Raw genomic sequence first — 19,870 nt, 5'->3', positions numbered from 1 at the left:
TCACCCCCGGGGCCTTTGTGCCGCTCATCCGCGGCGGAGCTCGAATTCCCTATTCCACGATCTGCGCTGTCTCGACCACGGCGTGGAACAGGACGTCTGCTCCCGCACGCGCCCAATCCCTGGTGATCTCTTCCGCCTCGTTGTGGGAGAGCCCGTCGACACAGGGGCACATCACCATCGCGGTCGGCGCCACCTGGTTGATCCAGCAGGCATCGTGACCGGCGCCCGAAACGATGTCGCGATGCGAGTAGCCGAGCCGTTCGGCCGCGTCGCGGATCGCTTTCACGCAATCCTTGTCGAAGGTAACCGGGGCGAAATGGCCCACCGGCTCCACCGAAAACGAGAGGTCCATCGCATCGCAAATGGTGGCGATGCCGGCTTCGACGCGCGCGCGCATCGTGTTCAGCGTTTTCTCGTCGGGCGAGCGGATGTCGACCGTGAAGACGGTCTTTCCCGCAATGACGTTGCGTGAATTGGGATAGACTTCCACATGGCCTACCGCACCGACGGCATTCGGCTGGTAGTCCATGGCGACCTCGTGCACCAGTTCCATCACGCGGGCCATGGCAAGGCCGGCATTGCGACGTTTGGGCATGGGGGTGGAGCCGGTATGGGCATCCTTGCCCTCGATGGTGACCTGAAGCCACCATAGGCCCTGGCCATGGGTGACGACGCCGATATCCGTGCCCTCGTCCTCGAGGATCGGGCCCTGTTCGATATGCAGTTCGAAAAATGCCCGCATCTTGCGCGCGCCGACGGGCTCGTCGCCCTTCCAGCCGATGCGCTCAAGCTCGTCGCCGAAGCGCTTTCCCTCCGCATCGGTGCGCCCATAGGCCCATTCGAGGTCGTGAACCCCGGCGAAGACACCGGAAGCCAGCATGGCCGGCGCGAAACGCGCGCCTTCCTCATTGGTCCAGTTGGTGACGACAATCGGGTGTTTTGTCCGGATGCCGAGATCGTTCAGCGTGCGGATGATTTCGAGGCCACCAAGCACGCCGAGCACGCCGTCATATTTACCGCCGGTCGGCTGGGTGTCCAGGTGAGACCCCACATAGACGGGCAGGGCGTCGGGGTCGGTGCCCTCACGTCTGGCGAACATCGTTCCCATCGTATCGACGCCCATTTCGAGGCCCGCATCCTCGCACCATTTCTTGAAAAGGGTGCGTCCTTGCGCGTCGGCGTCGGTCAGCGTCTGGCGGTTGTTGCCGCCGGCGACACCGGGCCCGATCTTCGCCATCTCCATGAGGGTGTCCCAGAGACGGTCGGCGTTGATCCTGAGGTTTTCGCCCGGTGCAGCCATGTTGCGGTATTCCCCCTATTTCAGTTCCACTTCGACAAACGACATGGGCCGGTCGCCGCCATTGATCACATTATGCTCGACGCCCTCGTTACGCCGGTAGCAGACGCCGGCCTCCAGATTGTTGCGGACGGTCTCGCCGCCCGGCAGTTCCAGATGGAAGGCGCAGGGCGTCAGCGTGGTGATGACGTAGTCCATGCCATGGCGGTGCCAGCCCGTTTCCGCGCCGGGCTCGAAATCCCAGCGCGTCACACGCACCCGCGCGTCGTCGATCAACACCTCGTGGGTGGCCTGCGGTTTTTCGTTGGCCATGTCAGTCCACCATCCGCAGAACGTCGCGCAGATTGTCGATCATTTCGTCGATCTGGCCCTTGGTGATGATGAGCGGCGGCGAAAGCGCGATGATGTCGCCGGTCGTGCGGATCAAGAGACCGCGTTCGAAGGCTTTCAGGAAGGCGGAGAAGGCGCGCTTGGTGGGCTCGCCCGGAATGCTTTCAAGCTCGATGGCGCCGACAAGGCCGATATTGCGAATGTCGATCACATGTGGTTCGCCCTTCAGGGAGTGGAGGGCATCCGCCCAGTGGTCGGAGAGTTCCGAGGCGCGGGTGAGAAGCCCTTCTTCCTGATAGGTGTCGAGCGTGGCCAGACCCGCCGCGCAGGCAATCGGATTGCCCGAATAGGTGTATCCGTGGAAGAACTCGATCATGTGCTCGGGGCCGTTCATGAAGGCGTCGTGGATTTCCTTCTTAACGAAGACGGCACCCATGGGGATGACGCCGTTGGTGACACCCTTGGCCGTGGTCATGATGTCGGGGACAACGCCAAAATAATCGGCTGCAAAAGGTGCGCCGAGACGGCCGAAACCGGTGATGACCTCATCGAAGATCAGGAGAATGCCATGCTTGTCGCAAATCTCGCGCAGGCGCTTCAGATAGCCCTTCGGTGGAATAAGAACGCCTGTGGAACCGGCAACCGGCTCGACGATGACGGCGGCGACCGTGGAGGCGTCATGCAGCGTGACGATGCGTTCGAGTTCGTCGGCAAGATCTGCGCCATGCTCCGGCTCGCCACGCGTGAAGGCGTTCTTGGCGGGCAGGTGGGTGTGGGGCAAGTGGTCGACACCGGTCAGAAGGGTGCCGAACATCTTGCGGTTGGAGACGATGCCGCCGACCGAAATGCCGCCGAAATTCACGCCATGATAGCCGCGCTCACGCCCGATCAGGCGGAAGCGCGAACCATCGCCCCTGGCGCGGTGATAGGCGAGCGCGATCTTGAGCGCGGTTTCCACCGATTCGGAGCCCGAATTGGTGAAGAACACATGGTCCATACCTTCCGGCGACATGGCCGCAAGACGGTTGGCGAATTCGAATACGATGGGATGGCCCATCTGGAAGGCGGGCGCGTAATCGAGCTCCGCCGCCTGCTTCTGGATCGCCTCGGTGATCTTCGGACGGCAGTGGCCTGCGTTGACGCACCAAAGACCTGCCGTGCCGTCCATCACCTTGCGGCCATCGTCGGCGGTGTAATGCATATCCTGCGCGGCGACCAGCATGCGCGGCGCCTGCTTGAACTGACGGTTCGCCGTGAACGGCATCCAGAACGCCGATAGGTCGTTCGGCTTCTTGTTAAGCCTGTCGAGCATGACCAAGCTTCCCCTGATTGTTGTTGCGCTCGGCTTGTCCCGGCCAATGCTTGGTGCTTTGCATCGAGTTATGCTACGCAAAATTTGACCGTTTGGACAAACGTTAACACCGCCATGTGGGCGGTCAAGAGGATTGTAGGGCAAATGTTTTGGGGCGGGCGCACTCCACAGTGGACTAATCGAGTGGTCCAGAGGCGGAAATTTCTTTTAGCTTCCAGTCATGCACTGGCACTTTGCTCTACCGTCGGATGTGCAGGCCGCAGGGTGGGGAGACAGTGATGGACGGGAAAGTTACCCCCAAGCGTACGCGTATCCAGCGCGAGAAGCGCGAACTGATCCGGGAGGCAGCGCTTGAGGTTTTCTCCCAATACGGGTTCAGAGGTTCCACGATCGACCAGATCGCGGAAGCGGCGGGCATGTCGAAGCCCAATCTCCTTTATTATTTCAAGAACAAGGAAGAGATTTTTGCGACTTTGATTCAGCGCTTGCTGGAGACATGGCTGGCGCCGCTCAAGGAGATGGATGCTGAAGGCGAGCCGCAGACGGAGATTCGTTCCTACATTCGCCGCAAGATCGAGATGGCACGCGATTTTCCGCGCGAAAGCCGCCTGTTTGCCAATGAGATTCTACAAGGCGCGCCGCGCATCCTGCCGATGCTCGAGGGCGAGCTGAAGGCGCTGGTGGATGAAAAAGCAGCTGTTATCGGGCAGTGGATGCGGGAGGGAAAGCTCAAGAAGAGCGATCCCTATCACTTCATTTTCGCAATCTGGGCCACCACCCAGCATTATGCCGATTTCGACGTTCAGGTTCGCGCCGTGCTGGGGCCGGTAAGGGGCGGAGAAGGGCGCTTTGAGGATGCCGCACGGTTCCTGGAAGGGCTGTTTCTTGGATAAATGCAACCTGGGGCTGTTCGTTTCGGTCAGCTTCGTCTAGGTTGCGCGCCCGGCAGGAGAGGCTTGTTCCTTTTAACGTAAGCGAGGCGTGTTGATGACGGGTGGGGGAAAAAGGCCGCTTTCAGGCGGTCTGCTGGTCGCCGCAATCGCTGTTTTGGGCCTGGGGGGCGCTGTGGACGAAGCCGCTGCTTCCGACGCGCTCGACCGCCTCAAGGCGATCCATCAAATGGTGATGGATCCCGCACAGACCTTCAGTATCCGCGCCACGCTTGGCGAACTCGATGAAATTGAACCGGGGCTTGCCGAGAGCGATATCGAGGCGCGCGGGGAGCTCAACTATCTGCGCGGTTTCGTGCTGTTCCGGGCCGGTCGGGCTGAGGAGTCGCTGCCCCCGAGCCAGGAGGCGTTGCGGATCGACGCCCAAAGCCCGTTCCTGGCCCCGCGCGAGCGGTCGCGCTTTTTCTATCATCTGGCCAGCCAGGCAGAAGATCTGGCCGAGTGGGACATTGCCATCGCTTCCTACCGGAAAGCGATTGCGCTGTTCGATGATGATCCCGAGGTCTCAGAGGATCAGCGCCTGGGCACGCGCGAACGTCTTGCCTATTGCCTGCATGAGGCCGGAGATTTCGCCGGTGCTCTTGAAATCAACCGTCAGGTTCTGGCCGGCGGCGAAACACTTTTCGGATCGGACAGCGAGAAATTGCTCGTTGTCATCACCAACATGGCGCAGAACGCGCACGGACTGGAGCAACCCGACGTGGCCGACAAGTTCTTACAACGACGGCTCGATATTGCGAGCAGGCATGGCAATGAGAGGCATATTGATGAAAGCCTCTTCCAACTCGGTGTGGTGGCCTTCGAACAGGGGCAGACAGAGCAGGCCGAGACGTTCATGAAGAGGCGTCTGAAACTCGCCGAGGCAAGCGGCGACCAGGAACGGATCGCGGATGCCCGCGAAGCGCTCGATGTCCTTCACGAAAAGATGGGTAAATAAAGCGCGCAGGCCTTGTCTGCTTTCGCTGGCGTTTGCGCATTCCATTTGCATCGGCAAGGTCCCATATAAGCGGAACCCGATATTTCATCTTTCGAGACCTGCCATGCGATTTGTTTCCCGAATTCTCACCGCTTCGCTGTTTGCTTCAGCATTTGTCGTCATGCCCGCTTCGGCCGAAAAGGTCGGCGAGGTCGGCGTGGACTGGCTGGGTAACGACATTATCGTCGAGGCGATACACGATCCCGAGGTGGAGGGCGTGACCTGCCACGTCACCTATTTCGATCGCGGCGTCATCGACCGGCTGCAAAAAGGCAACTGGTTCGAAGACCCCTCCAATTCGGCCATCGCCTGCCAGCAGACCGGGCCTATCGTGATCGGCGATATCGATCTTGGCGAAGGCGGTGAAGAGGTTTTCAAGCAGCGCCAGTCGCTGATCTGGAAGTCCGTGGTCGTCAAGCGCATCTATGATGAGAAGAACAATACGCTCATCTATCTCTCGCATTCGCGCCAGGTGCAGGACGGCTCAGCTAAGATGGCGATATCGACCGTGCCTCTCTATGGGCAGGACGTGACCTGGAAGAACAAGAAGTAGCCTGAAACCAGGGAGGGGCGGCGAGTGTCGCCCCTGTAGTATTTCGTTGTCAAGTGACCTCACCTGACATCCGTTGATTCCGCCTCACAAGAAACGTTCTGGCCCGGCTTCATTGCCGATCGACAAGCGGCTCCAGCCCGTAAGGGCACCACCAGTATAACCGGCGTACGCAGTTGCCCTGAGCATCCCCGAAAGCATGGTATGTGCGTTTGAAGCGTTTTTCATCGATGCCGAAGAGTGAAGCGACCTCGGCAATCTGGAAATCGTTGAGGCCGGCTTTCGCCAAATCCCCGAAATAGATTTTGGAAACGAAACCGTTATCATCGAAATCGAGGCAGTGGCGGAAGAAGGAAAGCTCCTCGCTGCTCAGGCTCGAAAGATGCGATGAGACGAATTTCTGATTACTCCTGCAGAACTCGTCGAAATCTTCAAGTGATCTGATCATGATATGCCTCACATACAATTTATAAGGGAAATCAGATCAATTATATATCATCTATGGTTGAATTTCTACCCGCTAGGGAATGGCATGCTGCCTCTCTTATCAAGGATAGGCTGTTCGCCGCATCTCATTGTTTTTCAGGGCGGATGGCTCAGCCATCGAGATAGGCATAGGCGCCTGTCGCCGTGAAGGCGAGGCGCGGATCGCCCTTTGCGCGCATCTCAACCCGAAGATAGGCCATACGGCGACCGTTCGACAGGAGATCGACGCGGATCGAGACAGGCCCAGGCTTAAGCGGCCGGATGAAATGCGTCGTCATGTCCACCGTGGTGCAGGGGCGGAAACGACCATTGGCAGCGGCAATGGCGGCAACGGCGCAGGTGTCGGCTGCCGATGCGGTTGCCTGACCGCAGATGACGCCGCCCGCATGCGCGAGGTCGCGGTTCTCGGGCAGCAGAAAATCTCCGCCTCCGTCATCGGCGGAGAGCGCTTCTATGCCAAGCGCGGCAATCCATGGTGCAAATACGCTCTGCAAAGTGTTTGCGGCCACTTCGAGCGCTGTTTCGGACGCGATATCCTCGCTCATCTTCCTCTCCCTTGGATAAAAGCGTTACAAAATATTGCCTAGTTTTATATTTTTCGTTACATTTTGGCGTACGGGTATGCAACCCGCCCCTGAGCCGCGCGCGAGCATGGAGGAGAAGCGATGTACAGCCAAGGGCTTATCGGCGCGAAGACCGATACGACGGAGGACGAGGCCTTTCTCGTGGCCTTTCAGGCGCGGATCGATGCCGAGGAGAAGATCGAGCCCAACGATCCGATGCCGGAAGGCTATCGTCGCACGCTGATCCGCCAGATCGGTCAGCACGCCCATTCCGAGATCGTGGGCATGCTGCCGGAGGGCAACTGGATCACGCGTGCGCCGTCGCTGCGCCGCAAGGCAGCGCTTCTGGCCAAGGTGCAGGACGAGGGCGGACACGGGCTCTATCTTTATTCCGCCGCCGAGACGCTTGGCGTGTCACGGGAGGAGATGACGGAGGAGCTTCTTTCAGGCAAGGCGAAATACTCGTCCATCTTCAACTATCCGACGCTGACCTGGGCCGATATTGGCGCCATCGGCTGGTTGGTCGACGGCGCGGCGATCATGAATCAGATTCCGCTTTGCCGCTGCTCGTACGGTCCCTATGCGCGGGCCATGATCCGGGTGTGCAAGGAAGAGAGCTTTCACCAGCGCCAGGGCTACGAGATCATGATGACGCTGGCGCGCGGCGCGCCTGAGCAGAAGGAGATGGCGCAGGACGCGCTGAACCGCTGGTGGTGGCCCTCTCTCATGATGTTCGGCCCGCACGATGCCGACAGCCAGCATGGCGATCAATCGATGAAGTGGAAGATCAAGCGGTTCACCAATGACGAACTCAGGCAGAAATTTGTCGACGCCACGGTTCCGCAGGGCGAGTTCATTGGCCTGACGTTCCCCGATCCTGAGCTCAAATGGAACGAGGAGAAGGGCGCTTATGATTTCGGCGCCATCGACTGGGATGAATTCTGGCGTGTGGTGAAGGGCCACGGGCCGATGAACCGCGAGCGACTGGCGGCCCGGCAGAAGGCCTGGGACGACGGCGCCTGGGTGCGCGAAGCGGCGCTGGCGCATGCCGAAAAACGCAAGGCGCGCCGTGAGGCGGCAAAAATGGCTGCGGAGTGAGAGATATGACCAGGAACCAGATTCCCCTTTGGGAAGTCTTCATCCGCCCACGCAACGGGCTTGCCCACAAGCATTGTGGCTCTGTGCATGCCGCCGACGAGGTCATGGCGCTGCAAGCGGCCCGCGATGTCTACACGCGGCGCGGCGAGGGCACCTCCATCTGGGTGGTGCCGTCCGCGGCGATCACCGCTTCGGACCCCGAGAACAAGGCGGAGAATTTCGAGCCGGCCCTCTCCAAGGTCTATCGCCACCCGACCTTCTACGAAATCCCCGAAGAAGTGGGGCATATGTGATGGCGGCGACGGTTTCCCGCGAGGTGCTGACGGCTTTCCTGCTCAGGCTTGCCGACGATCACCTGGTCATCGGCCACCGGCTTTCGGAATGGTGCGGCCATGCGCCAATGCTTGAGGAAGACCTCGCCATGCCGAATATGGCGCTCGATCTCATCGGTCAGGCGCGGGCGCTTTATCAATATGCTGGCGAGGTGGAAGGCAAAGGGCGTGACGAGGATCAGATCGCCTATCTGCGCCGCGAGCGCGACTATGTGAATTGCCTGCTTGCGGAACGCGAGAATGGCGATTTTGCCCATACCATGCTGCGACAGCTCTATTTCGCGGCTTTCATGCAGCCCTTGTGGCAGGGCATGCTTTCGTCCAGCGACGCGCATCTGGCGGGTATTGCCGCCAAGGCGGAAAAAGAGGTCGCCTATCATGTCCGCCATGCTGGCGAATGGGTTGTGCGGCTTGGCGACGGGACGCCGGAGAGCACGCGGCGCATGCGGGCTGCGGTGGATGCTTTGGCGCCCTATGTGGACGAACTTTTCGAAAGCGACGATGTGACGGCTGCGATTGTGAAGGCCGGGATTGCACCCGACCCGGCAACGCTGCGTCCGTCCTTCGAGGCGATTGTTGGGCCGATCTTCGCGGAAGCCGGGCTTGAATGGGTCGAAGCGTCCTATGGCCAGACAGGCGGTCGCCAGGGACGCCATGGCGAGGCGCTGGGGTATCTTCTTGCCGATCTGCAGCACATGCAGCGCACCTATCCGGGAATGGTGTGGTGAGCGGACTGTCGGCAAAAGAAGCAGCCTGCAGACCACAGGGGGGTGGGGAAGCACTCTTCGCTGAAGAGCGTGCCTATCGCGCGGCGGCCTGCGTGGTCGATCCGGAAATTCCGGTCGTCACCATCGCGGATCTGGGCATCCTGCGTTCGGTGACCATGGAAGGCGATACCGCAGTCGCGCGTGTCACGCTCACCTATACGGGATGCCCGGCTGTGCTTGCCATCGAACTTGCGGTGGAAGCGGCGTTGCGCGATGCGGGTTTCAAGCCGCGCGTCGAGCGGGTCATCACTCCCGCCTGGAGCACGGACTGGATCACCCAGGAGGGCCGGGAAAAGCTGCGTGCCTATGGCATCGCGCCACCGGCGAAGGCCTCGAATTCCGTTCGCGCCCTGTTTGGCGAAACGGAGGTGGCTTGTCCACGCTGCGGCTCGCACGCGACCGCACGCATTTCCGAATTCGGCTCCACGGCCTGCAAGGCGCTGTATCGCTGCACGGCCTGTCACGAGCCCTTTGATTATTTCAAATGTATCTGAGGTGAGGATGGCACCGCGTTTTCACGACCTGAAAGTGGCTTCTATCGAACGGCAGACGCCGGAAGCCGTGGCGATTGCCTTCGAAGTGCCCGCGGATTTCGCGGAGGCCTTCGCTTTTACGCCCGGGCAGTATCTGACGCTGTCGGCCGAGATCGACGGGCAGGAGGCGCGTCGTTCCTATTCCATCTGTTCCGCACCCGGCGATCCGTTTCTCCGCGTCGGTGTGAAGAAGGTCGCCGACGGACGCTTTTCCTCCTTCGTGAACGATGTTCTGAGTGTCGGGGATACGATCCGCGTGATGCCGCCGCAGGGCCGCTTCACGGCGCTGAAGGGCGAGCGGCACGACTATCTGCTTTTTGCGGCGGGCTCGGGCATTACGCCGATGCTTTCCATTGCGCGGACGGTTCTGGCGCATGAACCGGACAGCACAATTACGCTGGTCTATGGCAATCGTTCGACCGAGACGATCATGTTCCTTGAAGAACTGAATGACCTCAAGGACCGCTATATGGGGCGTTTCACGCTCATTCATCTCTTGTCGCGCGAGGCGCAGGATGTTGCGCTTTTCAACGGGCGTATCGATGCCGGGCGGGTTCGCGAACTCGCCGGTGGCGGGCTCATCGAACCGGCGGAGATGGATGGCGTGTTCCTGTGCGGTCCAGGTGAGATGATCGAGGCCGTTTCCGGCGTTCTTCAGGAGATGGGCGTCGAGCGTGACCGCATTCGTTTTGAACGCTTCACGCCTTCGGGCGAGGCGCCGGCCCCGCGCAAAGCCTCGCAGGCGGCGCGCGAAGCCGTTGAGGAAGGTGTTGCCGTGGAAGTGGTGGTCGATGGAGTGCGCCGCAGCTTCTCCATGCAGGATGCGGACAACACGGTTCTGGACGCCGCCCACAAAGCGGGTATCGACCTGCCTTACTCATGCGCTGGCGGTATGTGCTGCACCTGCCGTTGCCGGGTCGTGGAGGGCGGTTCGGAGATGGCCGTTAATTTCTCACTGGAACCCTGGGAAGTGGAGGCGGGTTTCACCCTTGCTTGCCAAACCCGGCCTACATCGCAGAAGCTGGTGCTCGATTTCGACGCGGCCTGAAGGCCGATCGTTTAAAGCACGCCGATATCGAAGCCGGACGAGACGAAATCGATGACGAGCTTCACGTTCAGCGCGACGATGATGGCCGCGATCAGCGCGGCCGTTGTGATGAGCCATAAGGGGGCACGCAAGCTTCCCATCTTGCGCCGGTCGGCGGTGAACTGCACCAGCGGAATCACCGCGAAGGAGAGTTGAAGGCTGAGCACCACCTGGGTCAGGATCAAAAGGCGCCCGGTGCCGCTTGCGCCATAATAAATGGTGGCGATCGCTGCCGGAACGATGGCGATGGCTCGCGTCACCAGCCGACGCAGCCAGGGCTTGATGCGCATGTTGATGAAGCCCTCCATCACCGCCTGGCCTGCCAGTGTCGCGGTAACGGTCGAATTCAGGCCACTGCACAAAAGCGCAATGCCAAACAGGATGGGGGCGAGGGCGGAACCGAGAAGCGGCTCGAGAAGTGTATGGGCTTCGGCGATGTCGGTCACGTCGGTGCGACCAGTGGAATGAAATACGGCGGCCGCAAGAATGAGGATCGACGCATTGATAAGCAGGGCGAACATGAGCGCCAGCGTCGAATCCAGTGTCGCGAAGCGCAATGCTTCGCGTTTCTCTGCGTCGCTCGAACCCCAGGCCCGGGTCTGGACGATGGCCGAGTGCAGATAGAGATTGTGCGGCATGACGGTCGCGCCGAGAATGCCAAGCGCGAGATACAGCATGTCCGGATCGGTGACGATGTCGGTCGTCGGCGCGAAGCCGCGGATCACGGCACCCCATTGCGGATCGGCAAGGCCGATCTGGACGGCAAAGCACAAGGTGATGACAGCCAGCAACGCCATAACCATGGCTTCCAGATAGCGGAAGCCAATGCGCTGCAGGTAGAGGATCAGGAACACGTCGAGCGCAGTCACGACGACACCGATCTCAAGCGGCAGGCCGAAGATCAGATTGAGGCCGATGGCCGTGCCGACCACCTCGGCGATATCGGTCGCAATGATCGCGGTTTCGGCAAGAAGCCATAGCGGATAGGCCGTCCAGCGGGGATAGGCGTCGCGGCAAGCCTGCGCGAGGTCGCGGCCGCTGGCGATCGCAAGCCGGCGCGCAGAGTGCTTGCAGGATCACCGCCATCAGGTTGGACACGAGCGCCACGACAAGCAGCGCATATCCGAACTTCGAGCCACCGGCGATGGATGTCGCCCAGTTGCCGGGGTCCATATAGCCCACCGCCACCATGTAGCCGGGGCCGACAAAGGCGGCGAAGCGGCGAATGCGGCTGGCCGATGGGCGAATCTGGATGGAACGGTGGACATCCGAAAGCGCAGCATCGCCGCGACTGTTGCGCCAGCCGCCTTCCGGAGACTTGTCCGAGGAAATCTTTGATGAAACGTGATCGAGCACGGTTGCTCTTTAATGCAAATGAATTTCAAAAGCGATAATGCATTGCGCGCGCTTGTGCAAGGGGCGCCCGGAGCTGACAGAACGGAAACGGGGACGGCGCTGGCTCTACGGCTTCATATGGGGATCGAAAGCCGATGCGGCGCGACGACGTTATTGCGGGCGCAGGCGGCGGGCGGTTGAGCCCGCCTCTCGCAGCCCGATGTGCCGGATCGTCCGCGCCCGGCTGGAATTGTCAGTTCGACAGAAGGCGCTTGCGCTGGTCGAATTCCTCGGCGTCGATCTCGCCGCGGGCAAACCGCTCCTTGAGAATGTCGAGAGCCTTGTCGTTATTGTCTGTTGAGGCCGGTGCTCCGAAAAGGCCGAGGGCCCGCAGGACAAGAACGACGGCCACCACAAGGGCGGCAAGCAGGATGAGCATGAAGAGCAGGCCGAAAATCATCCCGAACCCGCTGCCATAACCGCCGTCCCACATCATGCCGGGACCGTGGTAATATCGGTCAGCCGGACCCGATTGGGCGAGGGCAGTCGTAACGCCAGACAACAGCAACGCCAGTAGTGCAAGCGCACGCGAAACAAGCTGCAAACACGAAATCATGGCAGTCTCCTTTCATGATGGCTGGATCGCCTGAAGGAGAGGAAGAATGCGCCGATCGCTACCTGCGGGCCTTGATACGGATCAAGACCCGGCAGCGAGGATGGAGGGGAGGCGGATGCGGCGGAATTCCTACCGTTTTTCGCGAATGTCGGTCAGGGTACGGGTGGGCGTGATCGCTTCGGGGTCGAGCCGGATCTCGATCAGGGCGGGCTTGCCGCTGGCGCGGGCTCGCTCGAAGGCCGGGGCGAATTCGGCGGTCGCTTCCACACGTTCGCCATGGCCGCCATAGGCAAGGGCGAGGGCGGCGAAGTCGGGATTGCGGATATCTGTGCCTGAAACCCGGCCGGGATATTCGCGCTCCTGATGCATGCGGATCGTGCCGAAAATGCCGTTGTTGACCACGATCACGATGATCGGCAGGTTCTCCTGAACGGCGGTGGCGAACTCCTGACCGTTCATCATGAAGCAGCCGTCGCCCGCAAAGGCGATCACCTCCCGCTCGGGAAACAGCGCCTTGGCCGCAACTGCGGCTGGCGTGCCATAGCCCATGGAACCGGACGTCGGCGCGCCCTGCGTTGCGAAGCGGCGGAAGCGATGGAAGCGGTGAACCCATGTGGCGTAATTGCCTGCGCCATTCGTCAGGATCGCGTCTTCGGGCAACATCTTTTCCAGATAGGCCATGATCGGCCCCATCTGCACGGCGCCGGGTCCCTTTTCGGGCGGTGTCGACCAGTCGAGATAAGACTGGTGGAGTTGCCTGGTCTCATCCGCCCAAGGCTTGTTGCTGGCCGCCGGCAGCGATGCGAAGGCCTTGGCGAAGGCTGCGCTGGAGGCGTTGATGGCAAGGGTGGGGCGGTATACGCGACCAAGTTCGCCGGCATCAGAATGGACATGAACGAGCTTCTGGTCCGGATAGGGGCTTTTCAGAAGCGTGTAGTCGGAGGACGGCATTTCGCCGAAACGGCCGCCGACGAGTAGAACCAGATCGGCACCCTTGATCGCGGCCGCGAGCTTCGGGTTGGGGCCGATGCCCACATCGCCGGCATAGGATGGGTGCAGGTGATCGAAGAGCATCTGTCGCCGGAAGGAGCAGCCGACGGGCAGCGCCCAGGCTTCCGCCGCCTTCTGGATGGCGGTGACCGAGGCTTCATCCCAGCGCGTTCCGCCCAGGATGACAAAGGGGCGCTCGGCGCTTTTCAGGAGAGCGGCAAGCTCGTCCATCTGGGCAGCGCCCGGTTCCGTCTCGACCGGGGTCCAGGCTTGCGCTTCCGGGGCTTCCACCACACTCGTCAGCATGTCCTCGGGAAGCGCGATGACAACGGGGCCGGGGCGCCCCGACGTGGCAACGGAAAAGGCGCGGGTGAGGATTTCGGGTATGCGGCTCGCATCCTCGATCTCGGTCGCCCATTTGGCGATTGGGCCGAAGAAGGCGCGGTAATCGACTTCCTGAAAGGCCTCGCGTTCGCGCGCATGACTTGCGATCTGTCCGATGAAAAGGATCATCGGGATCGAATCCTGCATGGCAATGTGGATGCCGGGCGAGGCATTGGTGGCACCGGGGCCGCGCGTTACGAAACAGATGCCGGGTTTGCCGGTGAGCCGTCCGTGACAATCGGCCATCATGGCCGCGCCGCCTTCCTGGCGGCATACGATGTTGCGGATGTTGGAATCGTGAAGCGCATCAAGGACGGCGAGATAGCTTTCGCCGGGAACGCTGAAGACGCGGTCGACGCCATTGGCCTCAAGGCAATCGACAATGAGCTGGCCGCCGGTTTTCATTCTTCGCCTTCTCCGATTTCGCTCAGGATTTCCGCCGTATGTTCGCCGAGCCTCGGGCTCGGTCTTCCGTAGACCGGTGGTGTCGCCGACATCAGCATGGGAGCACGGACCGAGGGCAGCATGTTGCCGTGCCCATCGTCCAGTTCCATGCGCATGCCGCGTGCGATGGTCTGCGGATCGTCGAACATTTCTCCGATGGTGTTTATCGGGCTCGCGGGGACGGCGTTCGCATCGAGCTTTTCCAGAAGCGGGGCCTTGTCCCATTCGGCAAGCCTCGCCACGACCGCTTCCCGCAGCGCGACGCGGTTTTCAACACGTGCCGGATTGGTAGCGAAGCGCGCATCGCCGGGCAACTCGTCCAGCCCGACAATGGTGCAAAAGCGCTGGAACTGGCCATCATTGCCGACCGCGAGGATGATGTGGCCATCGCGCACCGGCAGCACCTCATAGGGTGCGATGTTCATGTGGGCATTGCCCATCTGCACCGGCGAATTGCCCGAAACGAGATAGTTGAGGTTCTGGTTGGCGAGCACCGAGATCTGCGCGTCGAACAGCGCCATGTCGATATGCTGGCCTTCGCCGGTGGCCTCGGCATGGCGCAGCGCGGCCTGAATGGAGATCACCGAATAGAGCCCGGTGAAGATGTCGCTGACCGCGACGCCGACCTTCTGTGGCTCGCCACCCGGTGCACCGGTAATCGACATCAGGCCCGACATGCCCTGGATGATGAAATCATAGCCGGCGCGCGGCGCATAGGGGCCGGTCTGGCCGAAGCCTGTGATGGAACAATAGACGAGACGCGGATTGATTGCCTTCAGGCTCTCGTAATCGAGGCCGTATTTTTTCAACCCGTCCAGCTTGAAATTCTCGATGACCACGTCGGCCGTGGCAATCAGCTTCCTGAGCTTTGCGGTATCCTCAGGGTTGGAGAAATCCAGCGCTACGGAGCGCTTTCCCCGGTTGCAGGCGTGATAATAGGCGGCGGAAAGGTTTTCGCCATCCTCGCCCATCACAAAGGGGGGACCCCATTTGCGGGTATCATCGCCGCCATTGGGATTTTCCACCTTGATGACATCGGCGCCGAGGTCGGTAAGAAGCTGGCCCGCCCAGGGGCCTGCGAGAATGCGCGCGAGTTCGATGACGCGAACGCCTTTCAAGGGTGGGTTTGCCATGATCCTCCACGGCCCTTCTGAAGAAATGCGCTTCCTGAGTAGCAAAGCTCCCTTGGGGCGACCAGACGAGGAGACTGCATTATTTCCGCATCAATTGATGATTTTTTCGATCCAAGTTTCCTTCGATCCAGCTCAGAAGGTCGCGCATGGCCTCATCGGCTTCGGGTTCGTTCAGGGTTTCATGGCGGGCCAGCGGATAAAGCCTGATCGTGACATCGCCAAAGCCGTTTCGCTTCAGAATATCGGCAGTGCGCTGCACGATTCTGCCGCCGCCGGTCGACGGGTCGGCCCCGCCGCCAACCAGATGCAGGGGCAGATCCTTGCGGGCTGCATTGTATTCGTTGCGGCTGGCGGCGATCAGGCTGAGCTCGAAGAGCACAGTCCAGACGCCGATGGACACATCGAACCCGCAAAGCGGATCCCGGACATAGCGGTCCACTTCCTCGGGGACGCGCGACAGCCAGTCGAATTCCGTACGGCGCTGCGGAAATGCGCGTGCCCAGCTTCCGAAAGTAAGCCTGGGAACAAGGCGGGAGGGAACGTCAGAGCCAAGCCGGAAACGCTCGACCGCGAGAACAGCCTTGCCGGCGAGGGCTTCCAGGCGTGTGGCGAAGGGCGCATTCCAGGAGGCCACTCCGGCAATGCGGCGTGAATGGCGCAATGCATAGGTGAGGGCGATCATGCCGCCCATGGAGTGACCGAACACGAAAACGGGAAGGCCGGGCCAAATGCTTGCGATGTGATCATGCACAGCTCCGACATCGGCAAGGATAGTGTCTGCATTTGCACCCGGGCCGAAATGGCCGAGGGGAGCGCCCTGAGCCTTCGTACCGCCATGGCCGCGGTGATCGTGGGCGAGAACGTGGAAACCGTGTGCGGAGAGAAAAGTCGAAAGCCGGGCGTAACGCCCGGCATGTTCGGAAAGCCCGTGGTTGACCTGCACGATCGCCCGCGCGGGGCCCTGAGCCGTTTTCCTGAGGAGCCTCAGATCGGCGCCGCTCGGACTGGTCAGCCGCATTTCACCGTCGAACGTCATCGAGCCTCCACCATCCCCTCCTGCTATGCCCATTGGCATCCTCTACTGGCATGCATTGCCCCGCTGCTCTCTTTGGCCTACATACGCGGGCGCGTCGGGTCCCCAATTCGCCACGACGCCACTCAGACCTGATCCCGATTCGACCTGATACGGAGCGCGACGAGCCAAATGGCACGCCAATTCATCTATCACATGTCCGGCCTCAACAAGAGTTTCGGTGCCAAGAAGGTTTTGGAGAACGTCCATCTCTCCTTCTACCCGGACGCGAAGATCGGCATTCTCGGCCCCAACGGCGCCGGTAAGTCGACCGTCCTGAAGATCATGGCGGGGCTCGACAAGGAGTTCACCGGCGAAGCATGGCTTGCCGAGGGCGCGACCTGCGGATACCTGCCGCAGGAACCTGAGCTCGATCCCGCGCTCAACGTGCTCGGTAACGTGATGGAAGGTGTCGCCGCCAAGAAGGCGGTGCTCGACCGCTACAACGAGCTGATGATGAATTATTCCGACGAGACCGCGGATGAGGCATCGCAGCTTCAGGACCAGATCGACAGCCAGAACCTGTGGGATCTCGATTCCCAGGTAGAAATGGCCATGGAGGCGCTGCGCTGCCCGCCGGGCGAGACCACCATCGACAATCTGTCGGGCGGCGAAAAGCGCCGTGTGGCGCTCTGCCAGCTCTTGCTGCGCCAGCCGGACCTGCTCCTCCTCGACGAGCCGACCAACCATCTCGACGCCGAGACGACGGCCTGGCTCGAAAAGCATCTGCGCGAATATCCGGGCGCGGTGCTGATCATCACCCACGATCGCTATTTCCTGGACAATGTCACGGGCTGGATTCTCGAGCTCGACCGTGGCCGCGGCATTCCCTACGAGGGCAATTACACGGCCTATCTGGAAGCCAAGGCCAAGCGCATGGCGCAGGAAGGGCGCGAGGAAGCCGCCCGCGAGAAGGCGCTGGCGCGCGAGCGCGAGTGGATCGCGGCAAGCCCCAAGGCACGCCAGGCCAAGTCCAAGGCACGTATCCGCGCCTATGACGAGTTGGTGCGTGCTGCCGGGGACCGGCGCCCGGGCGATGGCCAGATCGTCATTCCTTCCAGTGAGCGCCTGGGCTCGGTGGTGATCGAGGCCGAGGGGCTGAACAAGGGGTTTGGCGACCGGCTTCTGATCGACGGTCTCGACTTCAAGCTACCGCCCGGCGGCATAGTCGGCGTCATCGGTCCCAACGGCGCGGGCAAGACCACGCTTTTCCGCATGCTGACGGGGAAGGAACAGCCCGATTCAGGCGCGATCCGCGTCGGCGACACGGTGAAGCTTTCCTATGTCGATCAGAGCCGCGATGCGCTCGATCCCGACAAGACCGTCTGGGAAGAGATTTCGGGCGGCAACGACGTCATCAAGCTCGGCAAGCACGAGATGAACAGTCGCGCCTATTGCTCCTCCTTCAACTTCAAGGGCGGAGACCAGCAGCAGAAGGTGGGATCGCTTTCGGGCGGTCAGCGCAACCGTGTGCACATGGCCAAGCTCCTGAAGGAGGGCGGCAATGTTCTCCTGCTCGACGAACCGACCAACGATCTCGACACCGAGACGCTGGCGGCGCTGGAAGATGCGCTGGAGAATTTTGCCGGCTGTGCCGTCATCATCTCGCATGACCGCATGTTCCTCGACCGTCTGGCGACGCATATCCTCGCCTTCGAGGGCGACAGCCATGTGGAATGGTTCGAGGGTAATTTCGAGGACTACGAGCAGGATAAAATTCGCCGTCTCGGCCCCGACAGCGTGAACCCGAAGCGGGTCACCTACAAGCGCCTGACGCGCTGACCAGGACACTTCCGAAAGGGCCGTTTTTCCCCGCGTTGCAAGGCGTTGGGGAAGATCGGCCTTTTCCTTTGCGCCTCCATTCCGCCCCATTGGCATTCTCTTAGGGTGTTACGGCTAGTCTCAGGCCGTGATGAGCGGGGAGCCTGTGTCACCTTGACTCTGTCTCCCCCTGGCGTAAATCCGCATTGAGGGCAAACACGGGCAGGGATCATGCTACGGCGTACCAGCGAGCAGGGTGCTTCCGAAATCGCGAACCGGAATTTCAATCTCAGGGGTTCCAATGCGATGACACGGGTCTGCGTGAGCGGGATCGGTGTGGAAATTCCCGAAGCCTCCATCTCCAATGAAGAGCTTGTCGAGAGCTTCAACAGCTGGGTGGATGCGGAGAATCCGAAGCGGGCGGAAAAGGGTCTGCCGGCTCTTGCAAAGTCCGATGCGGGCTTTATCGAACATGCCTCCGGCATCAAACGGCGGCATGTTTATGAGCGCGAGGGGATTCTCGATCCTTCACGCATGGCTCCGAGAATTCCTGCAAGAGCCGATGACGACCTTTCCGTCATGGCGGAGTTCGGCGTTGCGGCGGCAAAGAAAGCGCTCGATCACGCCGGCGTTTCGGCCCGTGACGTCGACCTCGTCATTTGTGCTTCGGCGCATCATCAGAGGCCTTATCCGGCCATCGCAATCGAAATCCAGAAAGCCATTGGTGCTGTTGGCGCCGGGTTCGATATGGGGCTTGGCTGTTCCTCGGCGCTTGCGGGATTGCATGTCGCCGCCAATCTGGTGCGCGCCGGCGCGCACCGGCGTGTGCTGGTGGTGACACCGGAACTCATCACGGCGCATCTCAATTTCCGGGACCGGCAGACGCATTTCATCTTCGGCGATGCTTCGGTTGCCGTGCTCATTGAAGCGCTCGGGGCATCCGAGGAGCGCCCGGGACGTTTCGAGATTGTCGATACCGGTTCCTGGACACAGTTTTCCAACAATATCCGCACCAATTTCGGGTTCTTGAGCCGGGTTGCGCAGGAAGACCCGTCCTACATGGAGATCGAGGGCAACCTCATCAAGCAAAACGGCAACAAGGTCTTCAAGGACGTGACCATTGCCGGGCATCAGTTTATCGTCGATTTCCTGGCCGAGCACGGGCATACGCCCGAGACCATGCGCCGCTTCTGGCTGCATCAGGCCAATGCCCGCATGAACGCGATGATCCTGAAGCTCGCTTTCGGAGCCGAAGTAGGACACGACCGCGCTCCCATGGTGCTCGACAGGCTCGGCAACACAGCCGCAGCGGGTGCGATCATCGCGCTCAAGGAAAATCATGAGGACATGAAGCCCGGCGAGCATGGGCTGTTGTGCGCTTTCGGGGCGGGCTATTCCATCGGCGGCGCGCTGATGCGCATGATGTAGGGCGCACGGTCCGGCGGTCAGGAATCCAGATTGTTTTCGAGCGATTCTTCCTCGGGGTCTAGAAGGCGCGTGGCGCGCCAGCGGGTCAGCACCTCGTTGATCCGGTCCACCACAAAATGCCGGGCCGCGTCGCGATCATAGCCCTCATCCAGCAGTTCGTCATATTCGGTGTGCTCATGGCGGACATGGGAAACCGTCGCAATCCATACCGCGATGGTCGCGGGAAGGGTGCGCAGCTTCCGGTCGTCGGCAAGCGCGCGGATCGCTTCGGCGTCGGAATAGGGCGTCAGCGGCGCCAGAAGCGTCAGCGCCTTGTCGACAGCGCGGTGTCTGGCCGTGGATGCACGTCTCGTCAATTCTTGTGGCCTTTCGATCCCTTGGGAGACTGTCTTGCACAGTGGCGTGTGGAGCCTTGCCAAGCAAGTC

General features: G+C 61.1%; 20 protein-coding genes and 1 pseudogene. 10 read left to right on the top strand and 11 right to left on the bottom strand.

Annotation, left to right across the window (positions count from 1 at the left end):
- Positions 1-49 precede the first annotated feature (49 nt).
- The 3 genes from NA8A_RS05450 to aptA are packed head-to-tail and all read right to left on the bottom strand — an operon-like array spanning position 50 to position 2,939.
- Entirely contained in the window at positions 50-1,300 is a 1,251-nt protein-coding gene (locus tag NA8A_RS05450; protein ID WP_009449638.1) for a Zn-dependent hydrolase, read from the bottom strand.
- Between the two features lie 15 nt (positions 1,301-1,315).
- Positions 1,316-1,609 (bottom strand): cupin domain-containing protein, encoded by a 294-nt coding sequence (locus NA8A_RS05445; protein WP_009449637.1) that lies wholly within the window; start codon positions 1,607-1,609, stop codon positions 1,316-1,318.
- A 1-nt stretch (position 1,610) separates the two neighbouring features.
- Positions 1,611-2,939 carry an omega-aminotransferase AptA gene (gene aptA, locus NA8A_RS05440; protein ID WP_009449636.1) on the bottom strand — a complete coding sequence of 443 codons (1,329 nt, stop codon included), beginning with the start codon at positions 2,937-2,939 and terminating at the stop codon, positions 1,611-1,613.
- A gap of 278 nt (positions 2,940-3,217) precedes the next feature.
- Here aptA and NA8A_RS05435 point away from each other — a divergent pair, with 278 nt between their 5' ends.
- The 3 genes from NA8A_RS05435 (at position 3,218) to NA8A_RS05425 (ending at position 5,418) form a co-directional block, all read left to right on the top strand.
- Positions 3,218-3,832 carry a TetR family transcriptional regulator C-terminal domain-containing protein gene (locus NA8A_RS05435; protein WP_009449635.1) on the top strand — a complete coding sequence of 205 codons (615 nt, stop codon included), beginning with the start codon at positions 3,218-3,220 and terminating at the stop codon, positions 3,830-3,832.
- A gap of 94 nt (positions 3,833-3,926) precedes the next feature.
- Positions 3,927-4,826 (top strand): tetratricopeptide repeat protein, encoded by a 900-nt coding sequence (locus NA8A_RS05430; protein ID WP_009449634.1) that lies wholly within the window; start codon positions 3,927-3,929, stop codon positions 4,824-4,826.
- 103 nt (positions 4,827-4,929) lie between these two features.
- Positions 4,930-5,418, top strand: a complete 489-nt coding sequence (locus NA8A_RS05425) for a CreA family protein (RefSeq protein WP_009449633.1) — start codon at positions 4,930-4,932, stop codon at positions 5,416-5,418.
- Between the two features lie 109 nt (positions 5,419-5,527).
- Here the strand turns inward: NA8A_RS05425 and NA8A_RS05420 are convergent, their stop codons facing one another.
- A complete protein-coding gene (locus NA8A_RS05420) occupies positions 5,528-5,863 on the bottom strand; it encodes a hypothetical protein (protein WP_009449632.1) in 336 nt (111 codons plus the stop codon).
- 148 nt (positions 5,864-6,011) lie between these two features.
- On the bottom strand, positions 6,012-6,446 hold the full coding sequence (locus NA8A_RS05415) for a PaaI family thioesterase (RefSeq protein ID WP_009449631.1): 435 nt from the start codon (positions 6,444-6,446) through the stop codon (positions 6,012-6,014).
- A gap of 120 nt (positions 6,447-6,566) precedes the next feature.
- On the opposite strand from NA8A_RS05415, the gene paaA reads away from it, so the two are divergent.
- The 5 genes from paaA to paaE are packed head-to-tail and all read left to right on the top strand — an operon-like array spanning position 6,567 to position 10,242.
- Positions 6,567-7,562: a 1,2-phenylacetyl-CoA epoxidase subunit PaaA gene (gene paaA, locus NA8A_RS05410; RefSeq protein WP_009449630.1), complete on the top strand. Its 996-nt coding sequence runs from the start codon at positions 6,567-6,569 to the stop codon at positions 7,560-7,562.
- Between the two features lie 5 nt (positions 7,563-7,567).
- Positions 7,568-7,855, top strand: coding sequence for a 1,2-phenylacetyl-CoA epoxidase subunit PaaB (gene paaB, locus NA8A_RS05405; protein ID WP_009449628.1), 288 nt, complete (start codon positions 7,568-7,570; stop codon positions 7,853-7,855).
- Positions 7,855-8,622, top strand: a complete 768-nt coding sequence (paaC, locus tag NA8A_RS05400) for a 1,2-phenylacetyl-CoA epoxidase subunit PaaC (RefSeq protein ID WP_009449627.1) — start codon at positions 7,855-7,857, stop codon at positions 8,620-8,622. The genes paaB and paaC overlap by 1 nt, the downstream gene beginning before the upstream one ends.
- Before the next feature lie 5 nt (positions 8,623-8,627).
- Complete coding sequence (paaD, locus tag NA8A_RS05395) at positions 8,628-9,155, top strand: 1,2-phenylacetyl-CoA epoxidase subunit PaaD (RefSeq protein WP_051017962.1); 528 nt, start codon at positions 8,628-8,630, stop codon at positions 9,153-9,155.
- A gap of 7 nt (positions 9,156-9,162) precedes the next feature.
- Positions 9,163-10,242 carry a 1,2-phenylacetyl-CoA epoxidase subunit PaaE gene (gene paaE, locus NA8A_RS05390; protein ID WP_009449625.1) on the top strand — a complete coding sequence of 360 codons (1,080 nt, stop codon included), beginning with the start codon at positions 9,163-9,165 and terminating at the stop codon, positions 10,240-10,242.
- Between the two features lie 11 nt (positions 10,243-10,253).
- On the opposite strand, the pseudogene NA8A_RS05385 reads toward paaE, so the two are convergent.
- From NA8A_RS05385 to NA8A_RS05365, 5 genes and pseudogenes are all read right to left on the bottom strand, one after another.
- Positions 10,254-11,613 (bottom strand): annotated as a pseudogene (locus NA8A_RS05385) (Nramp family divalent metal transporter).
- A gap of 256 nt (positions 11,614-11,869) precedes the next feature.
- Positions 11,870-12,232 carry an SHOCT domain-containing protein gene (locus NA8A_RS05380; protein ID WP_009449622.1) on the bottom strand — a complete coding sequence of 121 codons (363 nt, stop codon included), beginning with the start codon at positions 12,230-12,232 and terminating at the stop codon, positions 11,870-11,872.
- Between the two features lie 129 nt (positions 12,233-12,361).
- Positions 12,362-14,011, bottom strand: coding sequence for a thiamine pyrophosphate-binding protein (locus NA8A_RS05375; RefSeq protein ID WP_009449621.1), 1,650 nt, complete (start codon positions 14,009-14,011; stop codon positions 12,362-12,364).
- Positions 14,008-15,183 (bottom strand): CaiB/BaiF CoA transferase family protein, encoded by a 1,176-nt coding sequence (locus tag NA8A_RS05370; protein WP_009449620.1) that lies wholly within the window; start codon positions 15,181-15,183, stop codon positions 14,008-14,010. The genes NA8A_RS05375 and NA8A_RS05370 overlap by 4 nt, the downstream gene beginning before the upstream one ends.
- Positions 15,184-15,262: 79 nt before the next feature.
- On the bottom strand, positions 15,263-16,219 hold the full coding sequence (locus NA8A_RS05365) for an alpha/beta hydrolase (RefSeq protein ID WP_009449619.1): 957 nt from the start codon (positions 16,217-16,219) through the stop codon (positions 15,263-15,265).
- Between the two features lie 168 nt (positions 16,220-16,387).
- Here NA8A_RS05365 and ettA point away from each other — a divergent pair, with 168 nt between their 5' ends.
- On the top strand, positions 16,388-18,037 hold the full coding sequence (ettA, locus tag NA8A_RS05360; protein WP_009449618.1) for an energy-dependent translational throttle protein EttA: 1,650 nt from the start codon (positions 16,388-16,390) through the stop codon (positions 18,035-18,037).
- 285 nt (positions 18,038-18,322) lie between these two features.
- On the top strand, positions 18,323-19,444 hold the full coding sequence (locus NA8A_RS05355; RefSeq protein ID WP_040671926.1) for a beta-ketoacyl-ACP synthase III: 1,122 nt from the start codon (positions 18,323-18,325) through the stop codon (positions 19,442-19,444).
- A 17-nt stretch (positions 19,445-19,461) separates the two neighbouring features.
- Here the strand turns inward: NA8A_RS05355 and NA8A_RS05350 are convergent, their stop codons facing one another.
- Positions 19,462-19,800 (bottom strand): DUF2293 domain-containing protein, encoded by a 339-nt coding sequence (locus tag NA8A_RS05350; RefSeq protein WP_009449616.1) that lies wholly within the window; start codon positions 19,798-19,800, stop codon positions 19,462-19,464.
- Positions 19,801-19,870: the final 70 nt, after the last annotated feature.

The sequence above is a fragment of the Nitratireductor indicus C115 genome, assembly GCF_000300515.1.
GTDB lineage: Bacteria > Pseudomonadota > Alphaproteobacteria > Rhizobiales > Rhizobiaceae > Nitratireductor > Nitratireductor indicus.
Note: the sequence above shows the minus strand (reverse complement) of the source record. Positions and strands in the feature narration are given on the sequence as shown.

Bases quoted from the DNA above. Each gene is read 5' to 3' on its own strand.
- NA8A_RS05450 (WP_009449638.1), bottom strand. From the start codon at position 1,300: ATGGCTGCACCGGGCGAAAACCTCAGGATCAACGCCGACCGTCTCTGG.
- paaB (WP_009449628.1), top strand. From the start codon at position 7,568: ATGACCAGGAACCAGATTCCCCTTTGGGAAGTCTTCATCCGCCCACGC.
- NA8A_RS05415 (WP_009449631.1), bottom strand. From the start codon at position 6,446: ATGAGCGAGGATATCGCGTCCGAAACAGCGCTCGAAGTGGCCGCAAAC.
- NA8A_RS05375 (WP_009449621.1), bottom strand. From the start codon at position 14,011: ATGAAAACCGGCGGCCAGCTCATTGTCGATTGCCTTGAGGCCAATGGC.
- NA8A_RS05355 (WP_040671926.1), top strand. From the start codon at position 18,323: ATGACACGGGTCTGCGTGAGCGGGATCGGTGTGGAAATTCCCGAAGCC.
- aptA (WP_009449636.1), bottom strand. From the start codon at position 2,939: ATGCTCGACAGGCTTAACAAGAAGCCGAACGACCTATCGGCGTTCTGG.
- paaC (WP_009449627.1), top strand. From the start codon at position 7,855: ATGGCGGCGACGGTTTCCCGCGAGGTGCTGACGGCTTTCCTGCTCAGG.
- NA8A_RS05445 (WP_009449637.1), bottom strand. From the start codon at position 1,609: ATGGCCAACGAAAAACCGCAGGCCACCCACGAGGTGTTGATCGACGAC.
- paaA (WP_009449630.1), top strand. From the start codon at position 6,567: ATGTACAGCCAAGGGCTTATCGGCGCGAAGACCGATACGACGGAGGAC.
- NA8A_RS05420 (WP_009449632.1), bottom strand. From the start codon at position 5,863: ATGATCAGATCACTTGAAGATTTCGACGAGTTCTGCAGGAGTAATCAG.
- ettA (WP_009449618.1), top strand. From the start codon at position 16,388: ATGGCACGCCAATTCATCTATCACATGTCCGGCCTCAACAAGAGTTTC.
- NA8A_RS05430 (WP_009449634.1), top strand. From the start codon at position 3,927: ATGACGGGTGGGGGAAAAAGGCCGCTTTCAGGCGGTCTGCTGGTCGCC.
- NA8A_RS05370 (WP_009449620.1), bottom strand. From the start codon at position 15,183: ATGGCAAACCCACCCTTGAAAGGCGTTCGCGTCATCGAACTCGCGCGC.
- NA8A_RS05425 (WP_009449633.1), top strand. From the start codon at position 4,930: ATGCGATTTGTTTCCCGAATTCTCACCGCTTCGCTGTTTGCTTCAGCA.
- paaE (WP_009449625.1), top strand. From the start codon at position 9,163: ATGGCACCGCGTTTTCACGACCTGAAAGTGGCTTCTATCGAACGGCAG.
- NA8A_RS05380 (WP_009449622.1), bottom strand. From the start codon at position 12,232: ATGATTTCGTGTTTGCAGCTTGTTTCGCGTGCGCTTGCACTACTGGCG.
- NA8A_RS05435 (WP_009449635.1), top strand. From the start codon at position 3,218: ATGGACGGGAAAGTTACCCCCAAGCGTACGCGTATCCAGCGCGAGAAG.
- NA8A_RS05365 (WP_009449619.1), bottom strand. From the start codon at position 16,219: ATGACGTTCGACGGTGAAATGCGGCTGACCAGTCCGAGCGGCGCCGAT.